Source organism: Vogesella facilis, from assembly GCF_042648525.1.
Taxonomy (GTDB): domain Bacteria; phylum Pseudomonadota; class Gammaproteobacteria; order Burkholderiales; family Chromobacteriaceae; genus Vogesella; species Vogesella facilis.
Genome location: NZ_JBHRXN010000022.1, coordinates 30,948 through 54,633 on the forward strand (window position 1 = coordinate 30,948; position 23,686 = coordinate 54,633).

Annotated in this window: 26 protein-coding genes and 1 other RNA gene; 14 read left to right on the forward strand and 13 right to left on the reverse strand. The window is 63.0% G+C overall.

Features of this window, described 5'->3' with window-relative positions:
* The first annotated feature begins 76 nt into the window (after positions 1–76).
* Both ACFOLG_RS08390 and ACFOLG_RS08395 read left to right on the forward strand, forming a co-directional pair.
* Positions 77–1,165 (forward strand): TRAP transporter substrate-binding protein, encoded by a 1,089-nt coding sequence (locus tag ACFOLG_RS08390; RefSeq protein WP_386090688.1) that lies wholly within the window; start codon positions 77–79, stop codon positions 1,163–1,165.
* A gap of 96 nt (positions 1,166–1,261) precedes the next feature.
* Positions 1,262–1,546, forward strand: coding sequence for a hypothetical protein (locus tag ACFOLG_RS08395; RefSeq protein WP_386090690.1), 285 nt, complete (start codon positions 1,262–1,264; stop codon positions 1,544–1,546).
* Between the two features lie 59 nt (positions 1,547–1,605).
* On the opposite strand, the gene ACFOLG_RS08400 is transcribed toward ACFOLG_RS08395, so the two are convergent.
* The 4 genes from ACFOLG_RS08400 to argE form a co-directional block, all read right to left on the reverse strand.
* A complete protein-coding gene (locus tag ACFOLG_RS08400; protein WP_386090692.1) occupies positions 1,606–1,992 on the reverse strand; it encodes a cupin domain-containing protein in 387 nt (128 codons plus the stop codon).
* Positions 1,993–2,003: 11 nt separating this feature from the next.
* Positions 2,004–2,501: a hypothetical protein gene (locus tag ACFOLG_RS08405; RefSeq protein WP_386090694.1), complete on the reverse strand. Its 498-nt coding sequence runs from the start codon at positions 2,499–2,501 to the stop codon at positions 2,004–2,006.
* 18 nt (positions 2,502–2,519) lie between these two features.
* The gene (locus ACFOLG_RS08410; RefSeq protein ID WP_386090696.1) at positions 2,520–3,908 is read right to left on the reverse strand and encodes a sodium-dependent transporter; all 1,389 of its coding nucleotides are present in this window, start codon (positions 3,906–3,908) and stop codon (positions 2,520–2,522) included.
* 129 nt (positions 3,909–4,037) lie between these two features.
* Positions 4,038–5,219: an acetylornithine deacetylase gene (gene argE, locus ACFOLG_RS08415; RefSeq protein ID WP_386090698.1), complete on the reverse strand. Its 1,182-nt coding sequence runs from the start codon at positions 5,217–5,219 to the stop codon at positions 4,038–4,040.
* A gap of 145 nt (positions 5,220–5,364) precedes the next feature.
* On the opposite strand from argE, the gene ffs reads away from it, so the two are divergent.
* Positions 5,365–5,463: signal recognition particle sRNA small type (gene ffs, locus ACFOLG_RS08420), an RNA gene on the forward strand.
* A gap of 238 nt (positions 5,464–5,701) precedes the next feature.
* A complete protein-coding gene (locus ACFOLG_RS08425) occupies positions 5,702–6,028 on the forward strand; it encodes a helix-turn-helix domain-containing protein (RefSeq protein WP_349586549.1) in 327 nt (108 codons plus the stop codon).
* Positions 6,029–6,094: 66 nt separating this feature from the next.
* Here ACFOLG_RS08425 and ACFOLG_RS08430 read toward each other — a convergent pair whose 3' ends face one another.
* A complete protein-coding gene (locus ACFOLG_RS08430; protein ID WP_386090700.1) occupies positions 6,095–6,547 on the reverse strand; it encodes a universal stress protein in 453 nt (150 codons plus the stop codon).
* 126 nt (positions 6,548–6,673) lie between these two features.
* Between ACFOLG_RS08430 and ACFOLG_RS08435 the strand changes: the two genes are divergently transcribed.
* From ACFOLG_RS08435 to xerC, 4 genes are all read left to right on the forward strand, one after another.
* Positions 6,674–7,120 (forward strand): acyl-CoA thioesterase, encoded by a 447-nt coding sequence (locus ACFOLG_RS08435; protein WP_386090703.1) that lies wholly within the window; start codon positions 6,674–6,676, stop codon positions 7,118–7,120.
* Positions 7,117–7,533: a hypothetical protein gene (locus ACFOLG_RS08440; protein ID WP_386090705.1), complete on the forward strand. Its 417-nt coding sequence runs from the start codon at positions 7,117–7,119 to the stop codon at positions 7,531–7,533. Before ACFOLG_RS08435 ends, ACFOLG_RS08440 begins: the two co-directional genes overlap by 4 nt.
* Before the next feature lie 77 nt (positions 7,534–7,610).
* Complete coding sequence (locus ACFOLG_RS08445; RefSeq protein ID WP_386090707.1) at positions 7,611–8,453, forward strand: AAA family ATPase; 843 nt, start codon at positions 7,611–7,613, stop codon at positions 8,451–8,453.
* Positions 8,453–9,349 (forward strand): tyrosine recombinase XerC, encoded by an 897-nt coding sequence (gene xerC, locus ACFOLG_RS08450; RefSeq protein WP_386090709.1) that lies wholly within the window; start codon positions 8,453–8,455, stop codon positions 9,347–9,349. The genes ACFOLG_RS08445 and xerC overlap by 1 nt, the downstream gene beginning before the upstream one ends.
* Positions 9,350–9,556: 207 nt before the next feature.
* On the opposite strand, the gene ACFOLG_RS08455 is transcribed toward xerC, so the two are convergent.
* The 7 genes from ACFOLG_RS08455 to orn all read right to left on the reverse strand — a co-directional run bounded on the left by ACFOLG_RS08455 (position 9,557) and on the right by orn (position 17,232).
* Positions 9,557–10,498 (reverse strand): ABC transporter permease, encoded by a 942-nt coding sequence (locus ACFOLG_RS08455; protein ID WP_386090711.1) that lies wholly within the window; start codon positions 10,496–10,498, stop codon positions 9,557–9,559.
* Between the two features lie 10 nt (positions 10,499–10,508).
* Entirely contained in the window at positions 10,509–11,606 is a 1,098-nt protein-coding gene (locus ACFOLG_RS08460) for an ABC transporter permease (protein ID WP_386090713.1), read from the reverse strand.
* Positions 11,603–13,126, reverse strand: coding sequence for an ABC transporter ATP-binding protein (locus ACFOLG_RS08465; RefSeq protein ID WP_386090715.1), 1,524 nt, complete (start codon positions 13,124–13,126; stop codon positions 11,603–11,605). Before ACFOLG_RS08465 ends, ACFOLG_RS08460 begins: the two co-directional genes overlap by 4 nt.
* Positions 13,127–13,254: 128 nt before the next feature.
* Positions 13,255–14,259: a BMP family lipoprotein gene (locus ACFOLG_RS08470; RefSeq protein ID WP_386090717.1), complete on the reverse strand. Its 1,005-nt coding sequence runs from the start codon at positions 14,257–14,259 to the stop codon at positions 13,255–13,257.
* Between the two features lie 245 nt (positions 14,260–14,504).
* A complete protein-coding gene (locus tag ACFOLG_RS08475; RefSeq protein ID WP_386090719.1) occupies positions 14,505–15,014 on the reverse strand; it encodes a CinA family protein in 510 nt (169 codons plus the stop codon).
* A 13-nt stretch (positions 15,015–15,027) separates the two neighbouring features.
* Positions 15,028–16,677 carry a glucose-6-phosphate isomerase gene (gene pgi, locus ACFOLG_RS08480; protein ID WP_386090721.1) on the reverse strand — a complete coding sequence of 550 codons (1,650 nt, stop codon included), beginning with the start codon at positions 16,675–16,677 and terminating at the stop codon, positions 15,028–15,030.
* Between the two features lie 9 nt (positions 16,678–16,686).
* On the reverse strand, positions 16,687–17,232 hold the full coding sequence (orn, locus tag ACFOLG_RS08485; RefSeq protein ID WP_386090724.1) for an oligoribonuclease: 546 nt from the start codon (positions 17,230–17,232) through the stop codon (positions 16,687–16,689).
* A gap of 64 nt (positions 17,233–17,296) precedes the next feature.
* On the opposite strand from orn, the gene ACFOLG_RS08490 reads away from it, so the two are divergent.
* The 5 genes from ACFOLG_RS08490 to ACFOLG_RS08510 all read left to right on the forward strand — a co-directional run bounded on the left by ACFOLG_RS08490 (position 17,297) and on the right by ACFOLG_RS08510 (position 21,340).
* Positions 17,297–18,541 carry a M48 family metallopeptidase gene (locus ACFOLG_RS08490; protein ID WP_386090726.1) on the forward strand — a complete coding sequence of 415 codons (1,245 nt, stop codon included), beginning with the start codon at positions 17,297–17,299 and terminating at the stop codon, positions 18,539–18,541.
* On the forward strand, positions 18,538–18,864 hold the full coding sequence (locus ACFOLG_RS08495; RefSeq protein ID WP_386090728.1) for a 4a-hydroxytetrahydrobiopterin dehydratase: 327 nt from the start codon (positions 18,538–18,540) through the stop codon (positions 18,862–18,864). The genes ACFOLG_RS08490 and ACFOLG_RS08495 overlap by 4 nt, the downstream gene beginning before the upstream one ends.
* Positions 18,861–19,730: a ribosome small subunit-dependent GTPase A gene (rsgA, locus tag ACFOLG_RS08500; protein WP_386090730.1), complete on the forward strand. Its 870-nt coding sequence runs from the start codon at positions 18,861–18,863 to the stop codon at positions 19,728–19,730. Before ACFOLG_RS08495 ends, rsgA begins: the two co-directional genes overlap by 4 nt.
* Positions 19,731–19,853: 123 nt before the next feature.
* The gene (gene phbB / locus ACFOLG_RS08505; RefSeq protein ID WP_386090732.1) at positions 19,854–20,591 is read left to right on the forward strand and encodes a beta-ketoacyl-ACP reductase; all 738 of its coding nucleotides are present in this window, start codon (positions 19,854–19,856) and stop codon (positions 20,589–20,591) included.
* Positions 20,592–20,854: 263 nt separating this feature from the next.
* Entirely contained in the window at positions 20,855–21,340 is a 486-nt protein-coding gene (locus tag ACFOLG_RS08510) for a GAF domain-containing protein (protein ID WP_386090735.1), read from the forward strand.
* Here ACFOLG_RS08510 and ACFOLG_RS08515 read toward each other — a convergent pair.
* Positions 21,320–22,384 (reverse strand): DNA-binding protein, encoded by a 1,065-nt coding sequence (locus tag ACFOLG_RS08515; RefSeq protein ID WP_386090738.1) that lies wholly within the window; start codon positions 22,382–22,384, stop codon positions 21,320–21,322. The genes ACFOLG_RS08510 and ACFOLG_RS08515 overlap by 21 nt on opposite strands.
* A gap of 354 nt (positions 22,385–22,738) precedes the next feature.
* Here ACFOLG_RS08515 and ACFOLG_RS08520 point away from each other — a divergent pair, with 354 nt between their 5' ends.
* Positions 22,739–23,680, forward strand: coding sequence for a fatty acid desaturase (locus ACFOLG_RS08520; protein WP_386090740.1), 942 nt, complete (start codon positions 22,739–22,741; stop codon positions 23,678–23,680).
* The last annotated feature ends 6 nt before the right edge of the window (positions 23,681–23,686 follow it).

Below are 23,686 nucleotides of genomic sequence, written 5' to 3' on the forward strand. Positions count from 1 at the left end.
GCCAACAGACAACAAAGAGATTCGGGCGCGAACCGCCCGTGAAAACAGCAGTAGACACAACACAAAGGAGATCACTGTGGAAAGACGCTCGTTCCTGAAGAAAGCCGGCGCCGTTGGCCTGGCCACTGCCGGCGTATCCGGCGCCGCCATCGCCGCAGATGGCCCAGCCATCCGCTGGCGCCTGGCCTCGAGCTTTCCGAAAAGCCTGGACACCATTTACGGCGGCGCCGAACAGCTGTCCAAGCGCGTCAGCGAGCTGACCGGCGGCAAGTTCCAGATCCGCGTGTTCCCGGGCGGTGAAATCGTGCCGGGCACCCAGGTGCTGGACGCGGTGCAGAACGGCACCGTGGAATGCGGCCATACCTGCAGCTACTACTACGTGGGCAAGAACAAGACCTTCGCCTTCGACACCACCCTGCCGTTCGGCCTGACCTCCCGCCAGCAGAACGCCTGGCTGTACTACGGCGGCGGCATGAAGCTGCTGCGCGAGTTTTTCGCCAAGTACAACGTGGTCAATTTTCCCGGCGGCAACACCGGCACCCAGATGGGCGGCTGGTTCCGCAAGGAAGTGAAATCGCTGGCCGACCTCAAGGGCCTGAAGATGCGCATCCCGGGCTTTGGCGGCGAGATCATGGCGGCACTGGGCGCCATTCCGCAGACCCTGGCCGGCGGCGACATCTACCCGGCGCTGGAAAAAGGCACCATCGACGCCACCGAATGGGTGGGTCCGTACGACGACGAGAAACTCGGCTTCTACAAGGTGGCGCAACACTACTACTACCCAGGCTTCTGGGAGCCGGGTCCGAACGTATCGTTCTATGTCTCCAAGAAGGAATGGGACAAGCTGCCGCCGGAGTACAAGGCCGCCTTCGAGGCCGCCGCGGCCGAGGCCAACGTCAGCATGCAGGCCGAGTACGACGCCAAGAACCCGGTGGCGCTGGTCAGCCTGCTGCAAAAAGGCACCAAGCTGCACCAATACCCGGCCGACGTGATGAAGGCGGCACAAAAGGCCGCCTTCGAGCTGTACGAGCAGGAAGCCGCCAGCAACCCGGACTTCAAGAAGATTTATGCCGAGTGGAAGAAATTCCGCACCTTGCAGCACGGCTGGTTCAACCTGGCCGAAAGCAAGATGGAAAACTTCATGTACGCCAACAAGGTCAAGTAAGCCTAGCCAGATACAGCAAAGCCGCGCCGTTGCGCGGCTTTTTTGCTTTCATGCCGCCGCTGGCTACAGTAAAAGAAACCCAGCCCGGAGGCAGACATGTTGCATAAACGTATCCTTACCCTGTGGCCGGCCTTCATCACCGCGGCACTGGCCACCACCTGCTTTTTCTCGGTATTCGATCCGCACGAGCTCAGCCTGCATGGCGCGCGGCTGTTTGAGGACAAGCTCACCGCCTACTCGGTGTTTTTCCTGATTGCCTGGGGTTTTGGCACCCTGAACGCCGCGCTGATCCTGCTGCTGGCGCGAGAGGAACGGGACATCAACGGCTTCGCCCCGCCGCCGGTGGATCCGGACGCCCGTTACGACCCGGAACCCGATTAAGCCGCCACAACGCACATGCGGCCAACCTTGTCCGGCAGATAGGTTGGCCGCATGCCTTATCAAGACGCCTCGTCACTGCCCGCCTGGGCCAGGCGCTCAACGATCACGTAATACTTGCGTACCGCTTCCAGCACCCGGAATACACCGCGAAAGCCGGCGGGAATCACCGCCGCTTCACCCGGTCCGAACTCCCACGTCTCACCGGCCTCGTTGCTGAGCTGTACCCGGCCGCTGATCACGCAGAAAAACTCGTCCTTGCCGGCGGCAAAGGCAATGCGCCAGGCGCCGGTTTCGCACGCCCAGATGCCGGCGGCCACGGCACCATCGCGACTATCGAAGGCATTCCAAGTCTCGCGCCGCGGCTTACCTTCCAGCAGTCGCTCTGGCCTGGGGTAGTCGATGGCGGGCGCTTGCCCGACGGCGGTAACGGCAATGATCTGTTGCATCTTTTGCTCCGTCAGCCGGCCAGCGCGGCCGGGTCAAACACACAGGGATTCAATGGCAGGTCTTCATGCGGCATGCCGGCGCTGGCAGCCTCGAACTGCCGCCAGCGCGCCAGCCGCGCCGGGCTGTCGAACATGGCGGCATGCAGCTGCTGCATGAAGTGGTACATGGATTCCGCCGACAGGTGCGCCCGCCCCAAAACAGCATCGCCCAGCATGCAAGCGATTGCCTGCCGCACCTGCCGTTGTGAGCGCGGCCAGTCGGCGGCATCACGCAATGCGGCCAACTGCCAGGCCCGCGCCAATTGCCGGGTAGCCGCATTGGCGGCCGGGTTGGCCGCAAAGCGCACGGCAATCATCTGGCCGACATCGTCTCGAATCAGGTCGCCATCGCGATCCGGCGGGAACAGCCCGTGGTGCGGCGCGGAGGGCCAGGCGGCCCACAACAGCAGGCACAACAGCAGCACGCCGCCCAGCCAGCCTGTCGTCCTTGCCGTCGCCTTCACGCTCACCCCCGCTACCGGCCGGCCTTACAGCCAGCCCAGCCCCTTGAGCATCACCAGCGCAATCAGCACCGGAGTAATCCACTTCAGCAGCAGGTACACCACCGCCACCACCTTGTCATTGGCCAGCGTGCCCTGATTGCTCAATGCCGCGGCCAACTGCTGTTTACCCCATACCCAGCCGACGAACAGGCAGATGCAGATGCCGCCCAGCGGCAGCAGGATGTTGGAGCTGAGGTAATCGAACAGGTCGAAGAAGGTCATGCCGAACAGTTTGACATCGGCCAAGACGTTGTTGGACAACGCACAGCTGGCCCCGACCAGTGCCAGCAACAGCAGGTTAAGCACCGTCGCACGCGGGCGGCTGATGCCGAAGCGGCCAACCAGTACCGACACCGGCACCTCCAGCAGCGACAGCATGGCGCCGGTAGCCGCTACCGCGGACAGCACAAAGAACAGCACCATGAACAGGTGGCCGAACGGCATGCTGGCAAACACCGCCGGGATGGTGATGAACAGCAGCGACGGCCCGGCCGCCGGCTGGAAGCCAAAGCTGAATACCGCCGGGAAGATGGCGATGCCGGCCAGCATGGACACGAACAGGTCGGCCGCCATCACTCGCACCGTGGTGGTCGGCACGTTCTGCTGGTCGCGGAAGTAGCTGCCGTAGGTGATCATGGTGCCCATGCCGATGGACAGTTTGAAGAACGCCAGCCCCATCGCCACCAGCACCACGCTGGCGCTGAGCTTGCTCCAGTCGGGGGTAAACAGGAAGGACAGGCCGGCGGCAGCGCCCGGCAGCAGCAGGCTGCGCGCGCAGATCACCAGCAGCAGGATGAACAGCAGCGGCATCAGTTTCTTGGTAACCGCTTCGATGCCCTTGGCCACACCGCATACCAGAATGCCGCCGATCAGCAGCAGCACGCCCCACTGCCACAGCAGCGACTGCCACGGGTCGCTGATCAGCGCGCCGAAGGCGGCGGAGGTGACTTTGGGATCGCTGCTCAGAATGTCGCCACGCATGGCCTTGAACACGTAGGCGAACACCCAGGCTGCTACTTCCGTATAAAAAGACATGATCAGAAAGGCCGCTGCCACGCCGGACAGCCCCACCAGCCACCACCATTGCCCCGCCGGTGCCAGCTTGCGCAGGGTGGTCACCGCATCCGCCTTGGCTTTGCGCCCTAGGGTGATCTCGGCGATCATCACCGGCAGCCCCACCAGCAAGGTAGCCAGCAGGTACACCACCAGAAAGCCGGCGCCGCCATTGGCGCCCGTTACGTAGGGAAACTTCCAGATATTGCCCAGCCCGACAGCCGAGCCCAGCGTGGCGGCCAACACGCCAAAACTGGAAGTAAAACCATCACGCGAATTGCCCGTCGCCTCATTGGACGCGGGTCGTGTCTGTTTGCTCATGTACAGGTCCCACAGAAAACCGATCTCCGCCCTTTGCCGCTTGTGACGGCAAGGACAACCACCTTGCGCCTGGCAAGGGAACGCGGATTCTGCAGCGCACAACAGGTGCCGTAAAGTGGTTTGTATACCTTATTCAATCGATATCAAGCGCTGCTGCAAGGCAGCCAGCCAGGCTTCGCACGCCGCCAGCTGCGACAGCTCGACAAACTCGTCCGGGCGATGCGCCTGCACGATGGAGCCCGGGCCGCACACCACACAGGCAATGCCCGCCTCGTGGAAGCGGCCGGCCTCGGTGGTGTAAGCCACGGCATCGCCGCCCTGGCAGCCGCACAGGGCGGCGACATGCTCGCGGATTTCGCCGCCGTCTTCCGACTGGAACGGCGGGCAGTTCACCAGTTGCTCGAAGCTGATGTCGGCCTCCGCTGCCACCTCGCGCATTTCCTGCAGCAGATTGACCGCGTAGTCGCGCACCGAGCTGACGAAGCGCTCATGTTGATCGCCCGGCAGCCAGCGCACCTCGAACACGAACTCGCAACTCTTGGGCACGATGTTGGCCGCATTGCCGCCGCTGATCAGCCCGGTCTGCAGCGTGGTGAACGGCACGTCATACAGGGGATGGCGGTTGCCGAACGAGGCCTCGGTATCGGCCAGCTTGCGGATATGGGTAATCAGCCGCGCCGCGTATTCAATGGCATTCACCCCTTGCGGGGTCAGCGAGGAATGTGCGGCCCGTCCCTGTACCCGGCAGCGGTAATGAGCAATGCCTTTGTGCGCGATCACCGGGCGCATGCCGGTGGGCTCACCGATGATGCAGCCGGCCACCGGCACCTGCCGCGCCTGCAGGTCGGCGATCAAGCGGCCAACTCCCAGACAGCCCACCTCCTCGTCATAAGAAAGTGCGATCCCCAGGCTGCGATGCCAGCGCTGCGTCTTGGCCAGCGCGACCCATACTGGCACCTGGGCCAGCACGCAGGCGATAAAGCCTTTCATATCGGCACTGCCACGGCCGTAAACCTTGCCGTCGGCCTGCGTCAACGCAAAGGTCGGAAACTGCCAGATCTGGCCATCGACCGGCACCACGTCGGTGTGCCCGGACAGGATGATGGCCGGCAGCGAAGCATCGCCGATTGCCGCATACAGGTTGGCTTTACGGCCATCGTCGCTGTGGGTCAGCTTGGCCGCAATGCCATGCCCGGCCAGGTACGCCACCACCCAGTCGATCAGCGCTAGGTTGGACTCCCGGCTGGTGGTATCGAATGACAGCAGCTGCGCCAGGATGGCAAGCGCAGAGGAAGAAGGTGTAGATGACATGGCGGCAATCCGGCAGACACAAGACAGGGACTCAGCATAACCAATTGCCCATCCGCTGCAAACGCCACCGGCCCGTGGCTGGCAAAGAAAATCCCGGACAGGCTTGGCAAGTGTCATGGCAACGGGTATTATTCGATCTCTCTATGGCGGGCCCCCCCGCATTGCACGGTAGTGAACCTGGTCAGGTCCGGAAGGAAGCAGCCACAGCTATTTAGTGCAAGTGCCGGGGTTCAGGCTCGCCACCCCTCCCCTCCTGTCGTTCCTCAGTTGCTCGTTTCATAAAATCTGAGCAAGCCCCAAGTGTCGGTCAAAATCTATCGATAATTCGTCGAGCATTTTTTGCGTCCGCGCAAACAAAATCCTGCTATCATATGCATTACACAAGGGCTTGGAGCAATGACTCCACGCCCACTTGGTTTTACTTGAATCGTCACTCGGACTTAACCCTCCGATTTCAAAACAAACATGCAGCGAGGAACGCCATGAAACTGTTTGAAAAAATTGCGAACCCACGGGAAATCCGTCGCAAACTGGGCCTGAACCAGCAGGAATTCTGGAGCCGTATCGGTGTTACCCAATCCGGCGGCAGCCGCTACGAAAGTGGCCGCAATATGCCGAAACCGGTACGTGAACTGCTGCGCCTGGTACATGTCGAGCAAATCGACCTGTCCAAAGTGCGTCGTGAAGACTTCGAAATCGTCGAGTACCTGAAAGAAACCCATCCGGACCTGTACAAGAGCCTGCGTAAGGCTGTACGTGCCCGCATGGAAGCCCAGGGCGACGTGGTGGCAGACAGCACCGAAGCCTGATCGCTTGCAGCAGACAAAAACACCCGCCTCGGCGGGTGTTTTTTATGGTTTTACACAGCAAGGCAATCAGTCCGCCGTAGGGTTGCGCACCAGCAGCACCGGCACATCCGCCTGCTTGAGCACGCCCTCGGCCACACTCCCCATCAGCAGGTGCATCAAGCCACCCAGGCCGTGGGTACCCATTACCAGTAGATCGGCACCCCATTTATTGGCGTCTTCCACGATCACGCTGGCAATGCGATCACCCCAGCTTTCCAGAATGGCAGACTCTGCGGCCAACCCCTGTGCTTCCACCTTGCTGCGGCTGGCCGCCAGCACCTGCTCGCCAGCCTGCTTGATCGAGCCCTGTAATTCGGCTGCATCCAGAAACTCGGCGCCGCCCCAGCCAAACTGCGCCAGATCCACCACGTGCACCAGCCTCACTGCCGCGCCGACTTCTTTTGCCAGCTTGCAGGCTTCCGCCAGCGCCAGCGCCGATGTGGCGCTATCGTCTACCGGCACCAAAATACGCTGATACATATCCCCCTCGCTTCCTGCTGAACATGACACAGTCCCAGTCTAGCGCAATACCACACGAAGACATTGATAAACGTTAATTGCATAGGCAGTATGGCCGGGCTCAGAATTTACGCAGGCAAGAAACCCATGGCACGCATCAAGCTGGACCTGCCACCGCACTTCGTTTTTGATACCCGCATCCAGGTGCATATTGGTGACATCAACTACGGCGGCCACCTCGGCAACGATGCCATATTGCGACTGGCGCACGAAGCACGCTTGCGCCTGCTCAAGAGTCACGGTTTTTCCGAACTGGACATTGAAGGCAGGGGTATCATCATGACAGATGCTGCAGTGGTGTACCGCGCCGAGGCCTTCCACGGCGACACCCTGCACTTTCAGCTGGGGCTGATTGATTTCAACCCGTACGGCTGTGATATTTTCTACCTGGTCAGCGATGGTGCGACCGGTAAAGAAGTGGCAAGATTGAAAACAGGCATCGTTTTCTTCGACTACCAAGCCCGCAAGATTGCCCCTATTCCCGCAGGCTTCCGCCTGCGTTTCGAAGAACAACATACAGGAGCCGCGCCATGAAAAAATACGCGCCCAACAGCCCGGAAGCCATCGCCCGCATCCTGGCCATGTTCATGATTACCGACGGCAACATGGACCCCCGCGAGATTGAAACGCTGGAGAGCCTGCACGTCTATCAACTGGTTGGCCTGGCACGCAAGGACTTCATCAATGTACTGATGGAATACTGCGACGACATCTCCGACGAAGCGGAAGACGACGGCACCATCCACCTGCTGAGCCCCGAGCGCATCAATAACATCCTAGATGCCGTTACCGAACGCAACAAACACGTACTGTGCTGCGCGCTGGCGCTGGATGTCTGCAAGGCAGACAAGGAAATCAGCGATTCCGAAATGCTGCTGCTGCGCCACATGATGACGCACTGGCACATCTCGCTGGACGATCTGCAGGCCGAACTCAGCAAGAGCTGAGCTAGCCGCCAGACAACAGCCGCCGATGGCGGCTGTTTGCATTACCGCAACACCATAACAACACAAGGCTAACCCGCATGAACCCTCGCTTTACCGGCACCGAGCAATACGTTGCCACCGACGACCTGATGCTGGCGGTCAACGCCGCCATCACCCTGCAACGCCCGCTGCTGGTCAAGGGCGAACCCGGCACCGGCAAGACCATGCTGGCGGAAGAACTCGCCGCCGCGCTGGGCAAGGAACTGATCACCTGGCCGATCAAGTCCAGCACCAAGGCGCAGCATGGCCTGTACGAATACGATGCCGTGTCGCGGCTGCGCGACTCACAGCTGGGCAGCGAGCGCGTGCACGATATCCGCAACTACATCGTCAAGGGCAAGCTGTGGCAGGCCTTCGAGGCCGACAGTGCGCCGGTATTGCTGATCGACGAGATCGACAAGGCCGATATCGAATTCCCCAACGACCTGCTGCGCGAGCTGGATCAGATGGAATTCTTCGTGCACGAAACTCAGGAGTTCGTGCGCGCCCGCCAGCGGCCCATCATCATCATCACCTCCAACAACGAGAAAGAGCTGCCGGACGCCTTCCTGCGCCGCTGCTTCTTCCACTACATCCGTTTTCCCGACCGCGCCACGCTGCAGAGCATCATCGACGTGCACTACCCGCACATCCAGCAGGAGCTGGTGGCAAGTGCGCTGGAAGTCTTTACCGGCATCCGCGAGCTGCCCGGGCTGAAGAAAAAACCGTCCACCTCCGAGCTGCTGGACTGGCTGAAACTGCTGCAGCACGAAACCGTGACGGCCGAGCAGCTGCACGAGCAACAGCAACTGCCGCCGCTGGCCGGCGCGCTGCTGAAAAACGAGCAGGACCTGCATCTGTTCGAGCGGCTGCTGCAGATGGCCAAACTGCGACGCGGCTGATGGAGGCGCACTGGCAGGGCCTGATCGACGCCTTCGACGACCAGCTAAGGTTGGCCGCACGCAGCGAGCACACCCGGCTGGCCTACCGCCGCGACCTGACGCGGCTGGCCGAGCTGCTGGCCGACACCGTGCCCGCCAATGTCGACGGCCCGCAGATTCAGCGCGCACTGGGGCAGTTGCGGCGCGAGGAGCTGTCACCGCGCACGCTGGCGCGCATGCTGTCCACCTGGCGCAGCCTGTACGACTGGATGGTGCGCCGCGACTGGGTGGCGGCCAACCCCTGCGCCGGCCTGCGTGCGCCGCGCGCCGGCAAACGGCTGCCCAAGGTGCTGAGCGTGGACGGCGCCATGCAGCTGCTGGACAGCCCAGCCGAAGAGCAGCACGACATCCGCGACCAGGCCATCTTCGAGCTGATGTACTCCTCCGGCCTGCGGCTGGCGGAAACCGTGGCGCTCAACCTCGTCGATATCGACCTGCAGGAAGCGCTGGTCAAGGTACAGGGCAAGGGCAACCGCGAGCGCATCCTGCCGATCGGCAAGCAGGCGGTGGCCGCGTTGCAGCGCTGGCTGCCACTGCGGCAACCGGCCGACGGCGAGGAGGCGCTATTCCTGTCGCGTCGCGGCAGCCGCATCAGCAGTCGCCAGCTGGCACGCCGCCTGAAAGACTGGGCACTACGCAGCGGCAGCGAGCAGCACGTACACCCGCACATGCTGCGCCACTCCTTTGCCAGTCACATGCTGCAGTCGTCCGGCGATCTGCGCGCGGTGCAGGAGCTGCTGGGGCACGCCAACCTGGCCACCACCCAGATCTATACCAGCCTGGACTTCCAGCACCTGGCCAAGGTGTACGACGGTGCCCACCCGCGGGCACGCAAGAAGTCGCCGGACGAAGAATAGCCGGCAACGAAAAACGGCGCTTCAGGTTGCGAATCAGGCACCTCACTCGGACTCTACCGGACCCGGCCAACCGGGCCGCCTCAGTCACGCCATTGAATCGGCAACCTTCCGGTTTACATGACAAAGCCCTTACGCAGAGCGTAAGGGCTTTGTTAATTCGCCAGCGGCGCCCGAGGGCGCCGTTGGCACGACAAGGTTGGCCGCAGCTTAGCGCGACTTGACGAACGGAATACCGATCGCCTTCGGTGCCACCGCACGCCCCATGAAGCCGGCCAGCAGCACCACGGTCAGCACATACGGGATCGCCTGGATGAAGGCATCCGGAATGCTGCCGATCACGGGCAGCGCCACACCCTGCAGACGGATCTGAATGGCATCGGTAAACGCGAACAGCAGGCAGCCGGACACCGCCGCCCACGGCCGCCACTTGCCGAAGATCAGCGCTGCCAGTGCCAGGTAACCCTTGCCGGCGGTCATGTCCTGGATGAAGGCCCCGGTCTGTGCCAGCACCAGGTAGGCACCGGCGATGCCGCACAGCGCGCCGCTGATCAGCTGGGCGATATAGCGCACCGCCTTGACACTGATACCGGCGGCATCGGCGGCATGCGGGTTCTCACCCACCGCACGCAGGCGCAGGCCGAAACGGCTCTTGTACACCACCCAGCTCACCACGAAGATCACCGCCACCGCGAGGTAGACCAGCACGTTGTGACCCAGCAGCGTTTTCAGCAGTGCGCTTTGCGCAATGCTGTCCGGCAGCTGCAGCGCGGTAAAGCGCGCGCCGTCGTCCAGCGTCGGGGTACGGCCGCCCTGCTGGAACCAGGCCAGCGCCAGCACCGGCGTCACACCGGACACCATCATGTTGATCGCCACCGCCGAGATCAGCTGATTGCCGTTGTAGCTGATCGACACCACGCCATGCAGCAGTGCCACCAGCATGCCAGCCACGATGCCGGCCCCCAGGCCGGCCCACGGCGATTGCGCCAGATAGGCGACACAGGCAGCGGCAAACGCTGCGGCCAACATCTTGCCTTCCAGCGCCAGATCGACAATGCCGGAGCGTTCGGAAAACAGGCCCGCCAGCGCCGCCAGCACCAGCGGCGTACTGACGCGCAAGGTGGCATCCAGCACACTAAAAAACATGTCCATGCGTGTCCCCTTACTTTTTCAGCATGCGCTTGAACGCAAACGACAGCGGTGTCTGGAACAGGTTTTCCAGCGCGCCGCAGAACAGGATGATCAGGCCCTGGGTGAAGATGATCATCTCGCGGGTGATGGCCGGCTTCTCGAACGACAGATCCAAGCCGCCCTGGGTCAGCGCACCGAACAGCAGCGCCGACAGCAGGATGCCCACCGGGTGGTTGCGCCCCATCAGCGCCACGGCGATGCCGACGAAGCCGATGCCGTTGGTAAAGCCCATGTTCATGCGGTGGGTGGAACCCAGCAGCTCGTTGATGGCGGCCAGGCCGGCCAGCGCGCCGGACACACACATCACCGCGATGATGACCTTATCCACCGGGATGCCGGCATAGCGTGCCGCCTTCTCGTTGAGGCCGACGGTGCGGGTAACGAAGCCCTGCGGGCTATGCCACACCGCCAGGTAGAACAGCACCAGCGCCAGCAGCGCCAGGAAGAAAGTGGCGTTCAGCGGCGTGTTCGGCAGCGCAAACCCCAGCGGCGCCAGCAACTCGTGCAGCATCGGCACCCACGCCGACTTGGCGAACTCCACCGTGGCCGGCGTCTGCGAGCCCGGCATGCGCAGCTTGTCCACCAGCAGCCAGGTCATCAGCGAGCTGGCGATGAAGTTGAACATGATGGTGGTCACCACGATGTGGCTACCGCGCTTGGCCTGCAGATAGGCCGGCACGAACGCCCAGCCGGCGCCGAACACCATGGCGGCCAACATCGCCAGCGGAATCAGCAGCCAGCCGGGCAGACCGCCGAACTGCAAGCAGACCAGCGTCACCCCCAGGCCGGCCAGATACATCTGGCCTTCACCGCCGATATTGAACAGGCCGGCGTGGAACGCCGCCGCCACCGCCAGGCCGGTAAAGATGAAGCTGGTGGTGTAGAACAGGGTGTAGCCGATGCCTTCCGGGTAACCAAAAGCACCGTTGATCATCAGTTTCAGACACTCGATCGGGTCTTCGCCGATCAGTGCGATCACCAGTCCGGACACCAAGAGCGCCGCGAACAGGTTCAAAACCGGCATCAGCCACAGTGCCGCCCAACGCGGCAGATTGGCAGGCTGGCTCATTTATGCCCCCCCATCAACAAACCCAGCGAGGTAGCGGTGGCTTCTGCCGCCGGCAGCTCGCCGGAAATTGCGCCGGCATTCATCACGATGATGCGGTCGCTCAAGGCCAGGATTTCATCCAGCTCCACCGATACCAGCAACAGGGCCTTGCCCTCATCGCGCAGCTGCAGCAGGCGCTTGTGAATGAACTCGATGGCGCCGATATCCACGCCGCGCGTGGGCTGGCCGATCAGCATCAGCTCGGGATTGGCATGGATCTCGCGCGCCAGGATCACCTTCTGCTGGTTGCCGCCGGAAAACAGGCCGATGCGGCGGTGCGTCAGCGCCGGGCGCACATCAAACTCGGTGATGAAACGGCGGCAGCGCTCGACGATGGCCTGGCGGTTGAACAGCCCGCCACGGCGAATGGCCGCATCGTTGTGATGGCCGAGAATGGCGTTCTCGAAAGTGGAGAAATCCTTCACCAGCCCTTCGCGCGAGCGGTCTTCCGGTACGTGGGCGATGCCCAGCTTGCGGTAGGCGGCGGCCTTCGGCTCGCGCGTTTTCAGCGTGGCAAGCTCGGTACCGTTGAAGCGCACCGAGCCGGCAGTCGCCTCGCGCATGCCGGACAATACTTCCAGCAGCTCGGATTGGCCGTTGCCGGACACGCCGGCAATGCCGACGATCTCGCCGGCGCGCAGCTCGAAATTGATGTCTTTCAGCAAGGCCACGCCGCGCCCGTCGGTCAAGTTCAGCCCGCTGACCGCCAGCACCACTTTGCCCGGTTTGGCCGGCGCCTTGTCCAGTTGCAGGTTCACCTTGCGGCCAACCATCAGGTCAGCCAGGTCTTCCTTGCCCACCTCGGCGGTCACCACCTGCCCCACCACCTCGCCGGCGCGCATCACGGTCACCGCGTCGGTGATGTCCAGCACTTCGCGCAGCTTGTGGGTGATCAGGATCACGGTTTTGCCCTGCTGCTTTAGCAGTCGCAGGATGCGGAACAGGTCGTCGGCCTCCTGCGGGGTCAGCACCGCGGTCGGCTCGTCCAAGATCAGCACGTCGGCGCCACGGTACAACGCCTTGAGGATTTCCACCCGCTGCTGGCTGCCCACGCCCAGCTCGCCGACGATGGCGTCCGGGTCCACCTGCAGACCGTAGTCGCGGTTCAGTTCGGCCAGATGGCGGCGTGCGGCGGCCAGGCTGCTGTCCAGACCGAGGCCTTCTTCCGCGCCCAGCACGATGTTTTCCAGCACGGTAAACGGGTCGACCAGCATGAAGTGCTGATGCACCATGCCGATGCCCTTGGTGATCGCGTCCTGGCTGGAACGGATGCGCTGCTCGCTACCGTTGATTTTGATCGCGCCGGAATCCGCCTGATAGTAGCCGTAGAGGATACTCATCAGGGTGGATTTGCCGGCCCCGTTTTCACCGATGATGCCGTGAATGGAGCCTTTGCGGATTCCGAAGCTGATGTTCTTGTTGGCGTGCACTTCACCGAAGTGCTTGTTCACGCCAATGAGTTCGATGGCTAGTTCGGCCATATATGTGTGCTTTCGGTCAAAATGCAGTCCAGATATAAGGCCCGCCACAATGGCGGCACATGAAAGCGCGGCAAGCAGGCCGAAACCTGCTTGCCGCGCAGACTATCTGGAAATCAGACGTTTTTGGCTTACTTCACCGGGCAGCTGTTGGCCGCACGGTAGTCAACAACCTTCACCTTGCCGGAAATGATGTCTTTCTTGGCCTGGTTGATCTTGCTTTCCATGTCCTTGCTGATCAGCTTGCGGTTGTTGGCATCCAGTGCCCAGTCCACGCCGCCTTCCTTCAGGCCCATGGTGACAATGCCCGGCTTCCAGCTGCCGTTCTTGCCGGCCATGAACAGGTCATATACGGCGTTATCCACGCGCTTGAGCATGGAAGTCAGCACGAAGCCCGGGAACAGGTGGTTCTGGTTGGAATCCACGCCGATACCCAGCTTGCTCTTGTCCTTGGCCGCCTGCAGCACGCCCATGCCGGTACCGCCGGCAGCGTGGAATACCACGTCAACGCCACGGTCGAACTGGCTGCGTGCCAGCTCGCCACCACGTGCCGGGTCATTGAATGCCTGCGGGGTGGTGCCGGTCATGTTGGAAACCACTTCCACCTTGCCGTTGGCAGCCTTGGCGCCTTGGGTGTAGCCGCAGCCGAAGGCGCGGATCAGCGGCACGTCCATGCCACCGACAAAACCCACCTTGCCGGACTTGGAAGCCATGGCGGCAGCCATGCCCACCAGGTAGGAGCCTTCCTGTTCCTTGAACAGCACCGACTGCACGTTGGCGCCCTTGGCCACGTCGTCAACGATGGCGAATTTCACTTTCGGGAACTCGGCGGCCACGGTCTGCACTGCCTGGGTAAAGGAGAAGCCCACGGCAACGATCAGGTCGATGTTCTTGCGCGCCAGGTTGCGCAGCACCTGCTCTTTTTGTGCCTCGTTGGCAATCTGGGCTTCGCGGTAAGCCACGCCGGTGCTCTTCTTGAAGCGTTCGGCACCGGTGTAGGCGGCCTCGTTGAAGCTCTTGTCAAACTTGCCGGCCTGGTCGTAGACCACGGCCGGGGTGAAGGCGAAGCTGGAGGAGGCCGCGGCCATCATGGCAGCAGCGGCAATGGCGAAACCCCGTTTTTTGGCATTCAGCATGAGATGTTTCTCCCAATGTGCGTATCGTTTTGAATCGGCTCAAGCATGGTAACGGCTAAGCGGCCCAGTCGCATGTCTTGAAGCGCTTTGAATCGGTAGCAGCGCGGGCCGTGCGGCGCAAAAAGCACTGCTCGCCTTTCAGGCAGGGGCGTGATTATACGCATAGCACCAAAAGTTATCAGTGGATTTTTACGGTTGCCAAACCGGCCGATGGAACAGGCCCGTACAGCCCGCGCCACGCCGCATCAGTGTGCGGCCAACTGTTGCAACAGTGCCGACAGCAGCGCACAGATGGACTGCTCGCGCACCGCGTGGCGGTCGCCGGCAAAGTGTTGCGTCCATGTCAGCGGCGTAGCAAGAACAGTGCCGGCAATGGCAAAACACACCATGCCCACCGGCTTGGCGGCGGTGCCACCGCCGGGGCCGGCCACCCCGGACACCGCCAGCGCCCAGTCGGCCCCCGCCAGTTGCTGCGCGCCCACCGCCATCGCTGCCGCCACCGGCTCGCTGACGGCACCATGCTGGTGCAACAGCGACTCCGGCACCCCCAGCACGCGCTGCTTGATATCGTTGCTGTAGCTGACCACCGCCATGTCGAACCAGGCGGAGCTGCCGGCGATCTCGGTGATCGCCGCCGCCACCCCGCCGCCGGTGCAGGATTCGGCAGTGGTGACACGTTGGCCGCATGCGGCCAACCTTGCCCCCAGCTCCGCCGCCAGTTGCCATTTGTCCATGCCTGTGTAGCGTTCATCCATGCTTGCGCGCCCTTTATCCATGCTTGCGCTCGAGGTAGTGCCGCAGCAGGCCGGCGGTGGAGGCATCGTGCGACCCGCCGCCACCGGCCGCCATTTCCGCCTGCAGGCGCTTGGCCAGCTGCTTACCGTATTCCACACCCCACTGGTCGAAGGAATTCACCCCCCAGATAGCGCCCTGCACAAACACCTTGTGTTCGTACAGCGCCAGCAGCATGCCCAGGCTGTACGGCGTCACCTGGTCCAGCGCGATGGTGTTGGACGGCTGGTTGCCGGGGAACAGTTTCTGCGGCAGCAGCATGTCCAGCTCGTCGCCGCTGACGCCGGCCAGCTCCTGCAGCACCTCGGCCTCGGTCTTGCCGCGCATCAGCGCCTCGCTCTGGGCGAAGCAGTTGGCCACCAGCACCTGATGCTGTCCCTCCAGCGGGTAGTGGCTGTTCATCGGCACGATGAAATCGCACGGCACCAAGCGCGTACCCTGGTGCAGCAGCTGGAAGAAGGCATGCTGGCTGTTGGCCCCCTCCTCGCCCCAGATCACCGGCCCGGTATCGAAATCCAGCCGCTCGCCGCAGCGCCCCACCCGCTTGCCGTTGGACTCCATGTCCAGTTGCTGGATGTGCGCCGGCAGCCGGCGCAAGCCGTGGTCGTACGGCATGATGGCGTGGGTGTGCGCACCGTAGAAGGTGTTGTACCAGATGCCGATCAGCCCCAGCAGCACCGGCATATTGCGCTCGAACGGGGTCTCGAAGAAGTGGCGGTCCATGCGCGCGCCGCCGGCCAGAAACTGCCGGAACTGCTCGGCGCCGATGGCCAGCACCACCGCCAGGCCGATAGAGGACCACACCGAATAGCGGCCACCCACCCAGTCCCAAAAGCCGAACATGTGTTCGGTATTGATACCGAAGGCGCGCACCGCCTCGGCATTGGTGGATACAGCGACAAAATGCCGCGCCACCGCCGCCTCGCCGGCCGCCGCCACCAGCCAGCGCCGCGCCGCCTGCGCGTTGAGCAGGGTTTCCGGCGTGGTGAACGACTTGGAGGCGACGATAAACAGCGTACTGGTCGGGTCGCACTGCGCCAGCACCTGCGCCAGATGCTGACCGTCGACGTTGGAGACGAAATCCACCGCCAGCCCCGGCATGGCGTAGGGCTTCAGCGCCTCGGCCACCATCAGCGGCCCCAGGTCGGAACCGCCGATGCCGATGTTCACCACCCGGCGGATGCGCTGACCGTCATGCCCCAGCCAGGCGCCGCTGCGCACCCGCTCGGCAAACTCGCACACCCGCTGCAGCTCGGCATGCACCTGCGGCACCACGTCCTGCCCGTCCAGCGATAACGAGGCATCAGCCGGCAGGCGCAGCGCGGTGTGCAGCACGGCGCGACCTTCGCTGATATTGATACGTTCGCCGCGGCGCATCCATTGCAGCCACTGCCCAAGGTTGGCCGCATCGGCCAGCTCCAGCAGTAACTCCAGCGTGCGGTCGGTGAGGCGGTTCTTGGAGTAGTCCAGCAGCAGGCCATCCAGCTGCAGCGAGTAGCGGTCGAAGCGCTGCGGGTCCTGCGCGAACAGCTCGCGCATGTGCACGTGGCGGGTGGCGCGCTGGTGCTGGTGCAGCCGCGCCCACACCGGCGATTCGTTGATGGGATGGAGACGTTCGGTGATCATTCGCGGCACTTATACCTTCAGAAAGTGCTCGCGGTAGTAGCGCAGCTCGTCGATGGATTCCTGGATATCGGCCAGCGCTTCGTGCTTGCCCTTCTTCACCACGCCCTTGGCGATTTCCGGCTTCCAGCGGCGGCACAGTTCCTTCAGCGTGGACACATCCAGGTTGCGATAATGGAAGTAGCTTTCCAGCTGCGGCATCCAGCGCGCCATGAAACGGCGGTCCTGGCAGATGGAGTTGCCGCACATCGGCGACTTGCCGCTGGGCACATGCTCCTGCAGGAAGGCCAGCAGCAGTTCGGTCGCCTTGGCCTCGTCCACGCTGGACGCCTTGACGCGGTCGATGAGGCCGGATTTGCCGTGGGTGTTCTTGTTCCAGTCGTCCATGGCATCCAGCACCGCATCCGGCTGATGCACGGCGATGACCGGCGATTCGGCCACGGTATTGAGCTGGGAGTCGGTGACAATAATGGCGATTTCGATGATGCGATCGCTGTCCGGATTCAGGCCCGTCATTTCCATATCGAGCCAGATGAGGTTGTTTTGATCTTGCGGCATAAGTCGGTGTCTTTCAAAATGCGCCCATTTTCCGCGATTTGACCGCCACAGGGCAAACGACTTGATGAATGCATTTACCTGGAGCCTGTTGCTGGCACTCCTGCTGAGCAGCTGGCTGCGCTGGTGGTTGGCCGCACGCCACATCAGCCATATCCGCCGCCATCGCGGCGCCGTTCCTGCCGCCTTCGCCGCCGGCATCACGCTGGAGCAGCACCAGAAAGCCGCTGACTACACCTGCGCCCGCGTGCGACTGGGAATGGTGGGCAGCCTGCTGGATGCCGTACTGCTGCTGGCGTTCACCCTGGGCGGCGGCATCGAGTTCGCCAGCCGGCTCGCCGGCAACCTGCTGGGCGCCGGCATGCTGGCGCAGCTGGCCACCGTCGGCCTGTGCACATTGACCATGGGCATCATCAGCCTGCCCTTGTCGCTGTATAGCACCTTCGTGGTGGAGCGCCGCTTTGGTTTCAGCAAGATGGACGCGCGGCTGTTTCTCAGCGATCTGGCCAAGGGCGCGGTGCTGTCGCTGCTGATCGGCACGCCGATACTGGCCGCGGTGCTGTGGCTGATCGGGAACGGTGGCGAGTATTTCTGGCTGTGGACCTGGCTGGCCTGGTGCAGCTTCAGCCTGCTGATGGTGTGGGCCTACCCCACTCTGATCGCACCGCGCTTCAACCGCTTCAGCCCGCTGGCCGACAGCGAGCTGCTGCAACGCATCAACCAGCTGCTGGCACGCTGCGGCTTTGCCAGCAACGGCGTGTTCGTGATGGACGGCTCGCGCCGCTCCAGCCACGGCAACGCCTACTTCACCGGCCTCGGCAAATCCAAGCGCATCGTGTTCTTCGACACCCTGCTGGAGCAGCTGAGCCCGGAGGAAATCGAGGCAGTATTGGCGCATGAACTTGGCCACTTCCACCACGGCCACATCCGCAGCCGCATCCTACTCACCTTCGCCAGCTCGCTGCTGCTGCTGTGGCTGTTTGCGCAATGCCTGCATCAGCCGGCGTTCTACCTGGGTCTGGGCAGTGCCGAGATGACCCCGGCCACCGGCCTGCTGCTGTTCATGCTGAGCATGCCAGTGTTCACCTTCATTCTGCATCCGTTGTCCAGCATGCTGTCGCGCCGCCACGAGTACCAGGCCGACGATTTTGCCGCCAGCCACAGCAACGCCGCCGCACTGGTGAGTGCGCTGACCAAGCTCTATCGTGACAATGCCAGCACCCTGACCCCGGACCCGCTGCATTCCACCTTCTACGACTCACACCCCCCGGCGAGCCTGCGCATCGCCCACCTGCAAGGAAGCACACCATGAACCTGCTCGACATGCACTGCGAGCCGCAACACGGCAAACATTCGCTGAGCGCGGACACCGTCAACGAACTGCTGGCCCACCTGCCGGGCTGGCAGCTGGAAGGCATCGAACTGGTGAAAACCTACCGCTTCGCCGACTACTACAAGACCATGGCCTTCGTGAACGCACTGGCCTGGATCGCCCACGCCGAGGATCACCACCCGGACATGTCGGTGCACTACAATCGTGCCGTGGTGCGTTTCTCCACCCACGACGCCGGCGGCATCACCCTCAACGACTTCATCTGCGCCGCCAAGACCGAAGCACTGGTTGGCCGCGCATGAAGCAGACCGGCCAGATCATCCGCTCCTACGGTCGCCGCTTCATTGTGGAAAGCGGCGAGCGCACCTACGACTGCACCAGCCGCGGCAAGCGCGTGGACTACGTCTGCGGCGACCATGTCGACATCACCGTGCTCAACGATGAGCAGGCGGTGATCGAGGGCAGCCATGACCGCCACAGCCTGCTCTATCGCCAGGACGATTGGCGCACCAAGCTGATTGCGGCCAACGTCAGCCGCATCTTCTTCGTCACCGCCACGGTGCCCAGCCCCAGCGAGGAGCTGCTCAACCGCTGCCTGCTGGCCGCCGAGGCCGCCGACATCGAGCCGGTGATCGTGGTGAACAAGAGCGACCTGCCGGAAACCGCCGGCTGGCTGGACAAGCTGCAGCCCTACCAGCAACTGGGCTACCAGCTGGTGACCATCAGCGCCAAACAGGGTGCCGAAGCGCTGCGTCCGCTGCTGCAGGGCCACACCAGTGTTCTTGTCGGACAATCCGGCATGGGCAAGTCCACCATCACCAACGCACTACTGCCGGAAGCGGCCGCGCGGGTGGGGGAAATTTCCGAAGCGCTGGATGCCGGCCGTCACACCACCACCCACGCCGCGCTGTACCACCTGAACGCCGACAGCCACCTGATCGACTCGCCCGGCCTGCAGGAATTCGGCCTGTCCCATATTGGTGCAACCGAGCTGGCCGGACTGTTCCCAGAAATGCGCGACTACCTTGGCCACTGCCGCTTCCACAACTGCACCCACCGCCAGGAGCCTGACTGCGCGATCAAGCAGGCCGGCCAGGAAGGCCGCATCCGCCCGCTGCGCCTGGAATTGCTGCAAAAACTGGTGACGCAGGCCATCAATGCCAAGTAAGTAAAAATTTACCGTTACAAGCGATTTACATTTGTTGGTCACGCTCTTAATCTGTCATCAAAACAAAATATGTGAGCCGTAGTCTGCGCAGCGCAGACTACAAACAGACAAGGAGCCAGCACTATGAGCAAACGTATCGCATTGGTATCAGGGGGCATGGGGGGCATCGGCACCGCCATCTGCAAGGCACTGGCCGAGGCAGGGCATACCGTGGTCACCACCTATAGCCGCCCTGGCAAGGAAGGCGCCTGGGTGTCCGACATGAAAGGCCTGGGCTATGACGTGCACGCGGTACAGTGCGACGTTACCGACTTTGACGCCTGCCAGGCCGCCGTCGCCAAAATCCAGGCCGAGATCGGCCCGGTGGATGTGCTGGTCAACAACGCCGGCATCACCCGCGACGCCACCTTCCGCAAATTGAACAAAACCGACTGGGATGCGGTAATCAGCACCAACCTGGATTCGCTGTTCAACCTGTGCAAACCGGTGGTGGATGGCATGACCGAGCGTGGCTTTGGCCGCGTGATCAACATCTCGTCGATCAACGGCCAGAAAGGCCAGTTCGGCCAGACCAACTATTCAGCCGCCAAGGCCGGCATGCACGGCTTCACCATGGCGCTGGCACAGGAAGTGGCGCGCAAGGGCGTAACCGTCAACACCATCAGCCCGGGCTATATCGGCACCGACATGGTGATGGCAGTACCGGAAGATGTGCGCAACAAGATCATCGCCAACATCCCGGTAGGTCGCCTGGGCAAGCCGGAAGAAATCGCCGGCCTGGTCAGCTACCTGTCGTCCGACATTGCCGGCTTCATTACCGGTGCCGACTTCGCCATCAACGGCGGCCAGCACATGATGTAAGCGCAGCCCGCTGCCAGCAAAAAGCCGACGCAACCGCGTCGGCTTTTTTCGGTGGCAAGCAGCCCCCTTGCTCACGCCTCGCCGGACCCGGCACGGCCGGGCCGCTCCTGTCAGCCCTTGCATCGGCCTCCCTCCCGTCGGCAGTACAAAGCCCTTCCGCGACGCGGACGGCCTTTGTCGACAAGCACAAAAAAGCCGACGCAACCGCGCCGGCTTTTTTGTTATGCTCTCGCCCCATCCACTCCATCTGCAAAGGATTTCGCGTGGCCGAGAACCTGATCATTGCCGGCGACGGCAAGCTGGAACGCTACCAGACCCTGCTGCCGCAGGCCCAGGCACTGATCGACAGCGAAGACGACCTGATCGCCGCCCTGGCCAATACCTGCGCCGCCATCCAGCACACCTTCAACTGGTTGTGGACCGGCTTTTACCTGGTGAAAAACGAGGAGCTGGTACTGGGGCCGTTCCAGGGGCCGATCGCCTGCACCCGCATCCGCAAGGGCAAGGGCGTGTGCGGCAGCGCCTGGGCACAGGCGCAGACCCTGGTGGTGCCGGACGTGGATGCCTTCCCCGGCCATATCGCCTGCTCGTCGCTGTCGCGCTCGGAAATCGTGGTGCCGGTATTTGACCAGTACGGCGCGGTGCGCGCGGTGCTGGATGTGGATTCGATCGAACTCTCCAGCTTCGACGATACCGACCGCCACTACCTGGAACAGATCTGTGCCCGGCTAGGTCGCCTGTTCCAGTAAGCCGGCAAAGCGCTGCTGCAAGGTCGTGGCATAGTCCGCTGCGGCCAACGTTTGCAGCGCCTCCCGCTCCTGCTGCAGCCACTGCAGCAATTCCGGCAGTTGCCGTAACAGCGCTTGCCGATGCACCCCCAGTGCACCAAGCTCAGCGCTCAGCTGCAGCAATTGCTGCTGTTGCTGCGCCTCGGCCTGGCGGCTGGCAACCACCTCTCCCTCCAGTGCAAGCGAGCGCTGCTGCGCCGCCTCGCATTGCGCCTGCAGCCGTCCCTGTTCGCGCGCGGCGTCCGCCAATTGCTGGCGCTGTGCTTGCCGTGCCGATTCCAGTGCTTGCGCCTGCTGCTGCAACTGCGCCTGCAGTTGTGCAGACTGCTGCTTCATAGCGGCGCGCACCTCTTCCACCTGCTGGTACAGCCGCACCCGCATGCCCTCGAAGCGCTCGTAGGCCAGCGTTTCGCGCCGCTCTCCCTCCCGTGCCGCCTGCTGCAGCCGCTCATCGTGGCGCTGCTCCAATGCCGCCACCCGCGCATCCGCATCTTTTTGCACCGCCACCAGCTGGTTGCGCGCCTCATCCAGTGAGGCGTTCAGCCCGGCCAGGCTTTCCTCCAGCACCACGCGGCGGCGAGCATCTTCCGCCTGTTGCTGCTGCAACTGCTGGTGCTGCTGTTGCAGCGCCTCGTGTTGCTGCGTCAATGCGGCCAACTGTGCATCGCGCGCATCCAGCTGGCGATGCTGCTCGGCCAGCTCGGCCACCAGCCGCGCCACCTCGGCCCGGGCCTCTTCGCGCAGCGCCTCCAGATGCCCTTCGGCCTGGTCGCAGGCGCGCTGCCACAGTTGGTCCACCGCTTCGGCAAGACCCGCCGGCCAGTCCGGGCGTCGCACATTGCTGGCCATGCGCGCCAGGAACTCCTGTCGCCACTGTTTCAGCGTGTTGTTGATGGTGGTGTTGGAGCCGGTGCCCAGCCGTGCCCGCACCTCGACCACGGTCGGCCACACCCCTTCGGCCACCAACTCAAATGCCACCTGACGGATGCGCGCATAAATATCCATAAATCCTCCTGTTGGCCGCATTGTACCAGTTAGTGGCAATGCAATTTATTACGTATTACATAATTTATTTCACCATTCCTGATGGGCCGCACCCCGGCACCCCCGGCAACACAGCGCCCTGCCACACGCCGACAGCACGGCCGCACCAGGCCCTCCCGGCCACCACCGCCAGGTGACACCCGCCAAACCATCGCCCATAACCATGCCACGGCCACAGCATCCAAAGTCGCATCTGCCATTTGTTGCTGAGCTTTGCATTGCCAACGTAATTTGCTTGTCGTTTTTTCGTGTTTAGTTTCAAAAAGGCGGCTGTTTATAGTGGCACCCTTACTTACTCGTCTCTGTGAGGGCTTCATGTACAGCACCCAGCAGCACTTCTTGCGGCCAACCTGCCCTACTCCGGCCAAGTACGCGCCAGACGATGCCAACCTCCCGGCCGCGCACTTTGAATGGCAGACCTGGCTGCTCATCGCCATCATCTACGGCGGCTGGGGCGGCAGCGTACTGGCCTGGTCCAGCATCGGCCCGCTGCTGGGGACACCACTGTTGGCACTGTTCACTTGCTGGTACATGTCGCTGCAGCACGAGTTGATTCACGGCCACCCAACGGGTCGCCAGTGGCTGAATGCTCTGTTCGGCACCGCGCCGCTGGCGGTGTGGTACCCGTACCCGGTGTATCGCGACACCCATCTGGCGCATCACCACGACGACAGTCTGACCCTGCCGGACAGCGATCCGGAAAGCTATTACCTGCGCCGCGGCAGCAGTGCGACCAGCTGGTGCGCCGTCGTACGCTGGCGCAATACCGCCCCGGGGCGCCTGCTGCTCGGCCCGGCTCTGGGCTGGCTCGCCACCGTGGCCGCTGCCTGGCGCCAGCGCGACGCACGCAGCGCACTGGTGTGGGGCAGCCACGCGCTGTTGCTGGCCGCCCTGCTGTACGGCCTGTGGCTGGCCGGCATCCACCCCTTTCATTACCTGCTGGGCGTGGCCTATCCGGCGCTGTCGCTGGCCATGGTGCGCTCGTTCTACGAACACCGTGCGCAGGCAGCACCTGCCGCCCGCTCCGTCATCAACGAAGCCGCGTTACCTTGGCGCCTGTTATTCCTGAACCTAAACTACCACTTGGTTCACCACCAGCATCCGGGCGTTGCCTGGTACCACCTGCGTCGCCTGTTTCTGGCCCGACGCGAACACTATCTGCAGCAGTGCGCCGGATTTCACGAAACCGGCTACCTGGCCCTGCTCTGGAGGCATAGACGCCAGCCAGTGATCAGCGAATTCCATCCCTTTGCCTGAACTAGC

Coding starts and splice junctions, on each gene's coding strand:
- ACFOLG_RS08395 (WP_386090690.1), top strand. CDS start 1,262: ATGTTGCATAAACGTATCCTTACCCTGTGGCCGGCCTTCATCACCGCG.
- ACFOLG_RS08400 (WP_386090692.1), bottom strand. CDS start 1,992: ATGCAACAGATCATTGCCGTTACCGCCGTCGGGCAAGCGCCCGCCATC.
- ACFOLG_RS08410 (WP_386090696.1), bottom strand. CDS start 3,908: ATGAGCAAACAGACACGACCCGCGTCCAATGAGGCGACGGGCAATTCG.
- argE (WP_386090698.1), bottom strand. CDS start 5,219: ATGTCATCTACACCTTCTTCCTCTGCGCTTGCCATCCTGGCGCAGCTG.
- ACFOLG_RS08425 (WP_349586549.1), top strand. CDS start 5,702: ATGAAACTGTTTGAAAAAATTGCGAACCCACGGGAAATCCGTCGCAAA.
- ACFOLG_RS08430 (WP_386090700.1), bottom strand. CDS start 6,547: ATGTATCAGCGTATTTTGGTGCCGGTAGACGATAGCGCCACATCGGCG.
- ACFOLG_RS08435 (WP_386090703.1), top strand. CDS start 6,674: ATGGCACGCATCAAGCTGGACCTGCCACCGCACTTCGTTTTTGATACC.
- ACFOLG_RS08440 (WP_386090705.1), top strand. CDS start 7,117: ATGAAAAAATACGCGCCCAACAGCCCGGAAGCCATCGCCCGCATCCTG.
- ACFOLG_RS08445 (WP_386090707.1), top strand. CDS start 7,611: ATGAACCCTCGCTTTACCGGCACCGAGCAATACGTTGCCACCGACGAC.
- xerC (WP_386090709.1), top strand. CDS start 8,453: ATGGAGGCGCACTGGCAGGGCCTGATCGACGCCTTCGACGACCAGCTA.
- ACFOLG_RS08455 (WP_386090711.1), bottom strand. CDS start 10,498: ATGGACATGTTTTTTAGTGTGCTGGATGCCACCTTGCGCGTCAGTACG.
- ACFOLG_RS08460 (WP_386090713.1), bottom strand. CDS start 11,606: ATGAGCCAGCCTGCCAATCTGCCGCGTTGGGCGGCACTGTGGCTGATG.
- ACFOLG_RS08465 (WP_386090715.1), bottom strand. CDS start 13,126: ATGGCCGAACTAGCCATCGAACTCATTGGCGTGAACAAGCACTTCGGT.
- ACFOLG_RS08470 (WP_386090717.1), bottom strand. CDS start 14,259: ATGCTGAATGCCAAAAAACGGGGTTTCGCCATTGCCGCTGCTGCCATG.
- ACFOLG_RS08475 (WP_386090719.1), bottom strand. CDS start 15,014: ATGGATGAACGCTACACAGGCATGGACAAATGGCAACTGGCGGCGGAG.
- pgi (WP_386090721.1), bottom strand. CDS start 16,677: ATGATCACCGAACGTCTCCATCCCATCAACGAATCGCCGGTGTGGGCG.
- orn (WP_386090724.1), bottom strand. CDS start 17,232: ATGCCGCAAGATCAAAACAACCTCATCTGGCTCGATATGGAAATGACG.
- ACFOLG_RS08490 (WP_386090726.1), top strand. CDS start 17,297: ATGAATGCATTTACCTGGAGCCTGTTGCTGGCACTCCTGCTGAGCAGC.
- ACFOLG_RS08495 (WP_386090728.1), top strand. CDS start 18,538: ATGAACCTGCTCGACATGCACTGCGAGCCGCAACACGGCAAACATTCG.
- rsgA (WP_386090730.1), top strand. CDS start 18,861: ATGAAGCAGACCGGCCAGATCATCCGCTCCTACGGTCGCCGCTTCATT.
- phbB (WP_386090732.1), top strand. CDS start 19,854: ATGAGCAAACGTATCGCATTGGTATCAGGGGGCATGGGGGGCATCGGC.
- ACFOLG_RS08515 (WP_386090738.1), bottom strand. CDS start 22,384: ATGGATATTTATGCGCGCATCCGTCAGGTGGCATTTGAGTTGGTGGCC.
- ACFOLG_RS08520 (WP_386090740.1), top strand. CDS start 22,739: ATGTACAGCACCCAGCAGCACTTCTTGCGGCCAACCTGCCCTACTCCG.